Source organism: Trichothermofontia sp. (assembly GCF_053493415.1).
Window position 1 is genome coordinate 1 of record NZ_JBRCAD010000001.1, and the last position, 9,971, is coordinate 9,971.

Below are 9,971 nucleotides of genomic sequence, written 5' to 3' on the forward strand. Positions count from 1 at the left end.
GGGAGGGGGTTAGGACGTGAAGGGGCGTCAGAGCGAATAGCCGATCGTCGATCGTGCGCGGTGGGTGGGGAGGCTGTCGCGCTAGGCTCCTCAGCCGCGATCGTGGGCCGTGGGACCGGGGACAAGAGGAGGGTCGCCCCCAGGAGGAGATGACTTAAACAGCGGCGGCTTAGCGGTAAGGGTAGGATACAGGGCATCACGCTGGACCGTAAGTAAACAGAGTAAAATAGGGGCTTGTTTTGTTTTGCACTGTCACCCATGTTGGCATGAATCAAACCCAAGAAGACCGTCGCGCCCTAGACGATCGCCTCTCGAAACGCTTTATTAAACTCGACCCCCAAGGCTATTTCATTATCTACCTCGATCGCGATCAAGACCTGATTTGCGCCAAGCACTTTACCAATGTGATCGACGATCGGGGCCTTGCCTGTGACCCGGAAACCGGGAAACCCCTCCCCACCAAGGGCAAGGTCGAACGGACCGCTAGCCAAGTCTACACGGGCCGCACGGCGAAGGAAGTGTGCATCCAACTGCTTGAAAAAGCCGCTCCCTGCCCCGTTACTTATCTCGATCATGCGGCCTATTTGGGGCGAGAACTGATGCGGGCAGAGATCGCCCTGAGCACGGGACAAGAATATATTCAGGATTAGGGTATGCCCGATCGCCAGTATGTGTATCTGCATGGCTTTGGCTCTAGCCCCCACTCAGCCAAGGCAAAGTATTTCCGCAGCCGCTTCCACAGCCTGGGGGTGTCCCTCCAGATTCCCGATCTCAATCACCCTACCTTCACCCAGCTCACCCTCACCCGCCAAATCCAGCAGGTTGAAGCACTGATTCAGTCGGCCCCTGCCGTGACCCTGATCGGTTCTAGCCTGGGAGGGCTTACTGCGGCGTGGGTGGGGGAACGCAATCCCCAGGTGGACCGATTGATCCTGTTGGCCCCAGCTTTTGGCTTTCTAGACCATTGGTTACCCCGATTAGGGGACGCCAAACTCGCCCAATGGCAAACCCAGACAACCCTGCCGGTCTACCACTATGGCAGCCAAACGGAGTTACCGCTGGATTACCGCTTCCTAGCGGATTTTCACCACTACGACGACACGATGCTGCAACGGCCTATCCCCACCCTGATTTTGCATGGAATTCACGATGACACGATCCCCGTTGCCGCTAGCCGTGCCTATGCCCAGGCGCGATCGTGGGTTACCCTGCGGGAATTGGATAGCGATCATACCCTTGCGAATGTGATCTCCCAACTGTGGCAGGCGACCCGCGCCTATTGCCAATTGGCTGGGGATAACCTTATCAAGCCGTAGTCATAACGGGTATGAGTATGCTAGAGTCAGTAACAGTTCCTTAACAGTCAGCCTTGGCTGGGTTGGGGAAGGGTGGGTTCCGCCCACCCGCTTAAGACGCAGTGATGTTAACGCCATAATTTGCAAGGAGAGTATACCGATGACCCTGAACAATGGTTGTTTACGGGTGGGGCAACCGGCTCCCGACTTTACCGCTACCGCTGTGGTTGATCAGGAGTTTAAGACGATCAAGCTATCCGACTATCGCGGCAAGTATGTCGTGCTTTTCTTCTATCCCCTGGATTTCACCTTTGTTTGCCCGACGGAAGTGACTGCCTTTAGCGATCGCTACGATGCGTTCAAGCAACTAGGGGCAGAAGTGCTGGGGGTGTCTGTGGATAGTGAATTCTCGCACTTGGCTTGGATTCAGACCGATCGCAAGTCGGGGGGGGTTGGCGACCTGAACTATCCCTTGGTGGCCGATATTAAGAAGGAAATTAGCGCGGCTTACAATGTGCTTGATCCGGATGCGGGGATTGCCCTGCGGGGGTTATTCATCATTGACAAGGATGGCATTGTCCAATATGCCACGATCAATAACCTGGCTTTTGGCCGCAGTGTGGACGAAACCCTGCGTACTTTGCAAGCGATCCAGCATGTCCAATCCCATCCGGATGAAGTCTGCCCTGCGGGTTGGCAACCCGGGGATAAGACCATGACGCCTGATCCAGTGAAGTCGAAGGAATATTTCGCAGCGGTTTAGGGGTAATCTGCCGTAACGCCTAGGGGGCATTTGCCCCCTTTTAGCGCTAACCCCTAGGTGACCAGAACAGGCGGACGGCGAAAGAAACGTGGGGGGGTGGGGATGTCAAGATCGCGATTTCGCAACATCTGCCAGAATAGGGGAGGGATTGTGCGACCCATATTGTTTCGATGGGGCAGCCCATGTGGGTTTCAGATCGGTTACTGCTGGACTACCAACGCTGCGATCGCCGCGCTTTTTTAGATCTGTGGGGTGATACAAACTATCAAGATCCCCCCAGTGATTACCTACGCAAGCTGCATCAGGATGGCCAGCAGCATCGTCAGCAAATCCTCGCTACCCACTCCTACACGACACCGGTCTATCCAGAACGGGCATGGCAGGCCGGAGCTGCTGCCACCGCCGCCCTTATGGCCCAAGGGGTTGCCACCATTCACCAGCCTGTCCTGCTTCAGGAAGAAGCGGGTATTTATCTCCTCAGTCAGCCGGATTTACTCGTGAAATATCCCAGCCCCTCCCGCTGGGGCGAGTGGTCCTATCGTCCCGTGAGTATTCGCCTAGGCAAACGGCCTAAGCTGGATTACCAGATCGTGGCGGCGTTCCAAGCCTATTTGCTGGACCAAGTCCAGGGCAGATTACCCGACGTAGCCCTGCTGATCCTGCGGGAGAAGGGGGTCTATGAGGTGAATCTGGAGATGCGATTGCCCCAGTTACAGGACATCCTGCAATCCTGTTTGGCCATGTTGCGATCGCGGCGGGAGCCGGAGGTCTTTATTTCGCGCAATCGCTGTGAACTTTGCCACTGGTTTAGCTACTGCTACGCACTGGCCCGAAGCCAACAGCACCTCTCCCTTTTACCGGGGGTGACCCCCAATCGCTATAGCCACCTACAGGTGGCGGGAATTACAACCCTGGAAGCCCTAGCCCAGATCAATCCTTGGCAATTGGCTAAACGGACCGGGTTTGATCCAACGATTGCCGTCAAATTAGTCCGACAGGCCCAGGCAACCCTATCGCAACAACCGATCCTGATTACGGATGAACTTCAGGTCAACCCATCCGGGTCTCATCGTGGCGAAGTTTGTGCAACCCCAGACTGGGTAGCTTCTCCCTTCCCGGGTGCCGGAGGGACGGATAGCCTCCCCCTCGCCCTGACCTTACCCGCTGCGCCGGTGGAATTTTATTTTGATGTGGAGGCGGAGCCGGATTTGAACTTAACCTACTTGCATGGGGTACTCGTGGTTGATCGGGTGAATCGCACCGAAACCTTTCACTCCCTGCTGGCGGAGCAGTTGGGTGCTGAGGAACAGGTATGGCGACGGTTCCTGGCCCTCGTCGATCGCTATCCTGAGGCTCCCATTTTCCATTTTTGCCCCTATGAGGTGCAGGTGGTGCAACAACTGGCCCAAACCTACCCCACTTCTCCGGTCTTGATTGAACAACTCTTGCCCCGGTTTGTGGATATCCATGCCTGGGTAACCCGTACCGTTACCTTGCCGATCGAAAATTACGCCCTCAAGTCGATCGCCCGCTGGCTAGGCTTTGATTGGCGGGATACCGAGGCTAATGGTGCCCAAGCGGTCTGTTGGTATCATCAATGGCTACAGACGGGGGATCGCCGCTATCTGGAAGCGATCCAACGCTACAACGAGGATGACTGTCGGGCGACCTACCGCGTCAAGCAATGGCTGGCCGAGTTCATAGGGCATAGATCTGGCCGTCGATTAACAACCGGTTAATCCCCTTGGCGGCTAGATAGGCTTTGGTTTTATACAACATATGGGCATCGGGCACTTTGATAATTCGCTGGTTCTTACGGGAAAAGCGACGGGCAATGCGGTGATTTTCAAAAATCGGCAAAATGCGGCTATTGGCCTCGGCTTCTGGAATTTTACCCAGTTCACCAAATTCCCGTAGGGGTCGGGTAATCAGTTCTGACAGGCGATCGACCACCAGGTAGAAGGGATGGGGGATGGTTGCCTCCGCCAAGGGTAACACCTGAACGGCAACCTCTGCCTTGAGGGTAACTGCGACATCGAGGCCCTCCTCGTCGTCAAAGTCCTCGTCATCCTCGTCATCCTCGTCGTCCTCGTCGTCCTCGTCGTCCTCGGCAAATTCATCTTCGTCGTCCACAATGGCCAGATCGCTGAGATCCGGCAGATCAACGGTATCCTCAGCGTCGTCATCCCGGTCGTCATCCCGGTCATCATTTAGGTCGTCATCCTGGTCATCAAAGGCAGCGCGATCGCGCCGTAGGCGCGGCTTCTCGCCCACCGCCTGCCACCCCTCTAGGGCTTCGGCCATCAGATCCAATTCGGACGTGGGGGCGATCGGGTTAACAGATTCAGTCCCCAGCAGCGCCAGTTGGATGCCGCTAGCCTCTGGCCCGGGGCTGAGTGTGTCGGGGGGGGCGATCCGCCGTTTGGGACTAGGTCGCTGGGAGCGGAGAGGCGGCGCTGGGGACGTGGCCGAGCTATCGGTGGGCGTCGGATCGGGCCGTGCGGCGGTGGCAGTCGGTTTCGCCCGTTGTGGGGCACCCGTAACTGCCGGGGGGGGCGTGGTGAGGGTGGATGGGCTTGCCGGTTGCCGGTTGCTCTTGCTGGCTGCCCGCTTTTGCTGTGACAGCGCCTTATATTCATCCGGGTCGAGGGCATCCTTAAGAATCCGACTTACGGTCGAGTTACTGACGCTAAAGCGCTCGGCAATCGTGGCGGTTGTTTCCCCGGCCTGACGATATAGGAGCGGAATCTGTTGGGTTTCGGAGTCTGTTAGTTTGCGTGCAGGCATGGGGCCAATTTACCTCAACCGTCTCAACCGTCGCTTCTATTATCCCCTGCGACGTGAGCGACGGCTGGATTTGAGGGAAACATCATGTTCCAATGCCGCCCCGATCGCAAACAGCACCCCACTAAAGATCCAAAAGACCTCCGGCAAATCCCCTGTCTGGTAGTCCGGGTTGACCTTAGTGGCGTACTTAAACCAGATATCGGCAATAAACAGGGAAAATGCCGCCGCTGCAATCATCCGCCAGGATTGGGAAAAGCGTCCTCCCCAAAAGGCCAGGAGCAATGTACTGGCAATAATCAGCAGCACCACATCCATGACCACATAGAAAAGCGCTAAGGGTTGGGCCAAGGGTTGCAACTGTTGATCCAGGGCCAGTGCCCAGGCGGGCGATTCGGATGTTTCTGCGGCAGCCGGATTGGCCTGTCCTGGTGCAGTGGGTGCTGTTTGCACGATCGCGGTGGGTTCAGGGGTGGCGGTCTCTGCCGGGACTGAGACAAACCAGGCGATCGCGGCTCCTAGCAGCCCAATAACGGCGACGACAGCCCACTGCCAACTCACCAGATTCAGGCGACGGGAGGTCACGGCTAAGACCATGCCAAAGCTGATGAGGATATAGGCTGCGATAAAGAAAATATCCGCTGGCGAGACATTGGGATCTAAACCGAGTGCCAACTCCCAGATTCCCAAAAAGATATTCCCCAAAAAATACGATAGGGTGCCTAAACCAATACATAGCCAAACATTACGACCACTAATAATCTGGCTACTACGGGCATTGCGCAGACACAGCAGGGCTGCCCCCAGCCAAGCGCCCTGTTCTAGTATATAGGTGCCACTTTGATACCACCCCGCGCGGACTGAAACGCCGTTTTCATCCAGGGTCGGGGTGCTGAACAATAGGAAAAACAAAAGGGCGATGACGGCCCAGGTAATACCGATCGCAACAATAACCTGAACGTTCAGGAAGGACTTTGATTGGGATGAGGATTTATCGACAGAGCGACTCATGGGAACTCCGGAATCAGATATCTGGCAATGGAAAACGGAAAATCTCGAGCACAGCCGCTATCATGCTTTATCGCCACAACGGGTGGGACGTGCGGGTCAGGCACTGCGCCAACGGGGTCTCCACGTCCAACCACTGGTTGGGTGGGGGGCAGACTAGCGATGGGCAACCCAGTGCCCAGTCCCGGCTTTATCCCGACGTTACTCCAGCATGGAGCATGAGCGTATCCAAGTACAGCACCCTGCAACAAAGAGACAACTTTCCCTGACGCCCCCCGCCACCCCGGTCTAGCCAATGCCCCCTCGCCTAAGAAATGGCCCATAGTTTAGCCAGGGGGGGACTCAACCATTGGATAAACTGGGTGCGATCGGCATTCGAGAGATCTTGCAGGGTATCAACAGCACGCTCTCTAAAGCTTTCATTACCGAAGTAGGACTTGCCAATCCGGTGTAATTCCTCGAGTAATTTGCTTTGGTGGTGCTCCTGCCAGGGGGGGACTTGTTCGGGAACAAGGGGATCGATCGTAGTGAGCAGGGCGATTACGGCATTCGGGGTTTCCGCTTGGGGAAAGCGCCACTGCTTCAAGACCTCACCCAACTCTTTTTGAAAGGCGCCTGCCTGTCGTGCGCCCAAAAGGTCCTCAATATCAGCATATACAGCTTGCAGAAGGAGTAGGCAGGCTTGGGTGATGGGGGTTGCTTCATCTTCAGCTCCGGCCTCTTCGGTGAGTTGTTCTAGGCGAACCCGGCCCCAGATGCTATAGCGATCGGGTTCTTCGAGCAATACACACGCCTTGCCCTGTTCATCGGTAAACTTACGCCACAGTTCCTTGGCTTCCTCGGCCTGGTTGGCCGGGAAGACCTTGACTAAGCGAAACACCTGACCTTGGTATTTCAAAATTGGGATCTGCCGATCCTGCTTGGGGGGCTGGATCGAGGTAATTTCAACGTCTTGCCGCTTGAGAATAAACATGGCGCTGCCGATGAATTCCTGTCTGGGCTTGGCGAGGACGAGTGCGACCTTACTGACGTGGCCAAGGGACTAGGATACCCCATGCCCACAAAGGCTTACCGCTGCCAGGTCTATGGTTTTTCCCTAAACCGTCAGTGACAGCTAGGCTTGACAATACACTACTCTATTCGGGCTGGAGATGCATTCATCTTGGTTTTTAGTGTAATGCCACTTCACCCTCTCAGCCCCAGGTTAGACCTGTGGATGGCACATCATTTGGGCAGGGGGCTGCCGAGACGCTGAGGCTGGCCCCCTTGTGCAGCTTGAAGGCGGCTCGCTAGAATAAAGGACGGTGTGTTAACACCTCGGTACTTGAGGAACCCGGCTCTGTTGCCTATCATATTCAGGCTACCTACCTTATTAAGCTGCCCATTTTATCGAGGGTGCGTAACTCAGTGGATAGAGTAACTGCCTTCTAAGCAGTGAGACGCAGGTTCGAGTCCTGCCGCACCCGTTGCCAAAAAACCTGGTCTTGACGAGGGTGCTGTCCCCATGCCAACGGTCTATTCGTGTTGGCTAGCTGAGTTGCTGCCGAAAACGATGAGTGCTTATACTCAGTAAAAATATGACAAACACGAACAGCGCTAGGACATGAGGCCACAACACGTCCAAGCCCACACCGCGTAGGAGAATACTGCGGACGATCGTGATGTAATGCCGCAATGGGTTTAACCAGGAAAGATAGCGAATTAACAACGGCATACTTTCTACAGGGGCGATCGCGCCGGATAGCTGGATCAGCGGCATATTGATAAAGAAGGAAATGAGCACTACTTGCTGTTGGTTGCGGGCGATCGTGGCCAGCATCATCCCCACCCCAATCCCCACAAAAATATAGAGACCCGACAGGCTTAGAAATAAAAGCACACTGCCCCGAAAGGGGACGGAAAATACTAACGTTGCGACCAATAACGCCAGCATCACATCCCCCATCAGCAAGATAAATAGGGGAATAATCTTCGCTAGCAAAATTTCTCCCGCCGATGCCGGGGTCATTAACAACTGCTCCAAGGTGCCCGTATCCTTTTCCCGCACTAAGGCGGAGGACGAGACCAGGGAACTGGTGAGCGTCAAGACCACGCCGATCATCCCGGGGACAAAGAACCAGCTACTCATGAGACCAGGATTATACAGAAAATGCACCTGGGGTTGGATCGGAACTGGAGCCGTCGGTGGTTCTAGGTTGCGGCTAAAAACCTGAACGATCTGATTAATATAGCCATTGGCAATGCCTGCGGTATTGGCATTCACGCCATCAATCAAGACTTGTATCTCTGCCGTTTGTCCCCGCTGTAACCGCCGCTGCCAGTCCGGAGGAATCACCACCCCCGCCGCAATTTCTCCCCGTCGTACTTGCTCACCCAAGGCGGCTTGACTCGAACTGTGGGGGTTGCGGATAAATACTTGATTATGGGTTAGTGATGCCACTAACTCGCGGCTGGTCTTAGTCTGGGCGTAGTCCACTACGCCTAGATCAAGATACTTCACCTCCGGATTCAGGGCAAAGCCATAGAGTAAGAGTTGAATTGTTGGCGGGAATACCAGCAGAAACAGTAATTGCCTATTGCGCAAAATCTGCCGGACTTCCTTCAGCATCAAGGCCAGTAACCGACTGCCCATTAACCCTGCCCACAGGGTGGGAACGTACTTTCCCAGAGGCCAGGGTTCGCCTTCTCCTTGTCGCCAACTCAGCCAATTGGGCCATTCTTTAGCCATCCCGCGTCAGTCCTTGCCTGTATCAGTCCTTTAACTGCAGCCGCTGCGTTGCCAACAACACCGCCCGCCAAAATACCAAGGCCAACCCCATCAGGGCTAACTCTGCTGGCCAGACGCCTGCCCACCCAGTCCCCCGCACAAAGGCATCACGGGTAATCTCCATAAAATAGCGGGCTGGCACCACCCAAGCGATGAGCGACAGGGGAAAGGGAATATTACTGATGGGGTAGATAAAACCTGATAGCAACAGCGCTGTCAAAAAGCTGATGAGGGCTACTGCCTGCACGGCGGCTCCCTGATTACTGGCCCGACTCCCAATCAATAGGCCAAACAAGACGCTGGTGGATACAAACACTGTATTCCCTACGAGGAAGGGCGTTGGGTCCCCCACTAACCGCAGGCCAAATAGAACCACGGCACCAGTTAAAACCAGCACGGATTCCAATTGCCCCACCAGGAAGTAGGCCAGCCCCTTCCCCAACACCCACTCCACGGGCTTCAGATCGGAGGCATAGACCTGCAAGATGGTAGCCTGTTCCTTTTCCCGTACCATCGCGATCGCGGCTAGCAGGGCCGGGAACACCGCTAGCACGACGGCATAGACTCCCGGCACGATAAATAATGACTCCCGCCGCCCCGGATTAAACCACAGCCGCACCCGTGCGACCACCCGCTCACTCCCTGGTAAGAGGTCACTTACCCGCATGAAATAATTCGTGGTGGCCCGAATACTGTTGCGAATTACACGGGCGTTGTTGACATCGCTGCCATCGATCAATACCTGGACTGGGCTGGGGAGTTTGGCTGCCACTCGACGGGAAAAGTCAGGGGGGATGACGACTGTGGCTTTGGCGTGGCCGCGATCGAGCACCGCGATCGCGTCTTCATCAGCGGCACGACGGACGGGGGCAAACTGATTGGTCGCAAATAACCGTTCAATATAGGCCCGACTCAGCCAACTTTGATCCCAATCCTGGATTGCCAGGGGAATATGCTTTGACTCTAGCCGAATCGCATAGCCAAAGATCAGCAGGGTGGCGACGGGTAGGATTAACGCCAACGCAACCGTGAGGCGATCGCGACGAAATTGGGCTAACTCCTTACGACACTGGGCCACAATCCGCTGCATGATATCCCTCGCCTAAACATCCCCCAACCAATGCTCCAAATCTGCCACGCTACTAAAATCCAATAATGCCTCCGCCAACCCCTCCAACTGCTCCACCGATAACCCCCGAATCGCCACCTCAAGCGCCGGGTCCACCCCGCCAAACCGCCGGTTCAACAACCGCAAAATCAAGGATGAGGCTTCTGCCTGCCGCCCTTCTTGGAGTCCCTGCTGGAGTCCCTGCTGGAGTCCCTGCTGGAGTCCCTGCTGGAGTCCCTGCTGGAG

At 55.7% G+C, this 9,971-nt stretch carries 11 protein-coding genes and 1 tRNA gene; 5 read left to right on the forward strand and 7 right to left on the reverse strand.

Translation table 11 applies throughout. From position 1 onward, the window contains the following. Positions 1-197 (reverse strand): hypothetical protein (locus tag ACWIUF_RS00005; RefSeq protein WP_448570097.1); only part of this gene is annotated, 197 nt, incomplete at its 3' end. 69 nt (positions 198-266) lie between these two features. Here ACWIUF_RS00005 and ACWIUF_RS00010 point away from each other — a divergent pair. From ACWIUF_RS00010 to ACWIUF_RS00025, 4 genes are all read left to right on the forward strand, one after another. After that, the gene (locus tag ACWIUF_RS00010) at positions 267-650 is read left to right on the forward strand and encodes a DUF4346 domain-containing protein (RefSeq protein WP_448570098.1); all 384 of its coding nucleotides are present in this window, start codon (positions 267-269) and stop codon (positions 648-650) included. Between the two features lie 3 nt (positions 651-653). Beyond that, entirely contained in the window at positions 654-1,316 is a 663-nt protein-coding gene (locus ACWIUF_RS00015; RefSeq protein ID WP_448570099.1) for a YqiA/YcfP family alpha/beta fold hydrolase, read from the forward strand. Between the two features lie 139 nt (positions 1,317-1,455). Beyond that, on the forward strand, positions 1,456-2,058 hold the full coding sequence (locus ACWIUF_RS00020; protein WP_448570100.1) for a peroxiredoxin: 603 nt from the start codon (positions 1,456-1,458) through the stop codon (positions 2,056-2,058). A 182-nt stretch (positions 2,059-2,240) separates the two neighbouring features. After that, complete coding sequence (locus ACWIUF_RS00025) at positions 2,241-3,797, forward strand: TM0106 family RecB-like putative nuclease (protein ID WP_448570101.1); 1,557 nt, start codon at positions 2,241-2,243, stop codon at positions 3,795-3,797. Here the strand turns inward: ACWIUF_RS00025 and ACWIUF_RS00030 are convergent. From ACWIUF_RS00030 to ACWIUF_RS00040, 3 genes are all read right to left on the reverse strand, one after another. Beyond that, complete coding sequence (locus tag ACWIUF_RS00030) at positions 3,757-4,845, reverse strand: hypothetical protein (RefSeq protein ID WP_448570102.1); 1,089 nt, start codon at positions 4,843-4,845, stop codon at positions 3,757-3,759. The two genes, ACWIUF_RS00025 and ACWIUF_RS00030, sit on opposite strands and share 41 nt — an antisense overlap. A 39-nt stretch (positions 4,846-4,884) precedes the next feature. After that, a complete protein-coding gene (locus ACWIUF_RS00035; protein ID WP_448570103.1) occupies positions 4,885-5,853 on the reverse strand; it encodes a hypothetical protein in 969 nt (322 codons plus the stop codon). A gap of 304 nt (positions 5,854-6,157) precedes the next feature. After that, a complete protein-coding gene (locus tag ACWIUF_RS00040) occupies positions 6,158-6,823 on the reverse strand; it encodes an Npun_F0813 family protein (protein ID WP_448570104.1) in 666 nt (221 codons plus the stop codon). Between the two features lie 420 nt (positions 6,824-7,243). On the opposite strand from ACWIUF_RS00040, the gene ACWIUF_RS00045 reads away from it, so the two are divergent. Continuing rightward, positions 7,244-7,316: transfer RNA gene (locus ACWIUF_RS00045), tRNA-Arg, on the forward strand. A 62-nt stretch (positions 7,317-7,378) separates the two neighbouring features. Here the strand turns inward: ACWIUF_RS00045 and ACWIUF_RS00050 are convergent. From ACWIUF_RS00050 to ACWIUF_RS00060, 3 genes are all read right to left on the reverse strand, one after another. After that, positions 7,379-8,578 carry an ABC transporter permease gene (locus ACWIUF_RS00050; RefSeq protein WP_448570105.1) on the reverse strand — a complete coding sequence of 400 codons (1,200 nt, stop codon included), beginning with the start codon at positions 8,576-8,578 and terminating at the stop codon, positions 7,379-7,381. Between the two features lie 22 nt (positions 8,579-8,600). Next, a complete protein-coding gene (locus tag ACWIUF_RS00055) occupies positions 8,601-9,707 on the reverse strand; it encodes an ABC transporter permease (RefSeq protein WP_448570106.1) in 1,107 nt (368 codons plus the stop codon). A 12-nt stretch (positions 9,708-9,719) separates the two neighbouring features. Beyond that, positions 9,720-9,971 (reverse strand): DUF4351 domain-containing protein (locus ACWIUF_RS00060; RefSeq protein ID WP_448570107.1); only part of this gene is annotated, 252 nt, incomplete at its 5' end.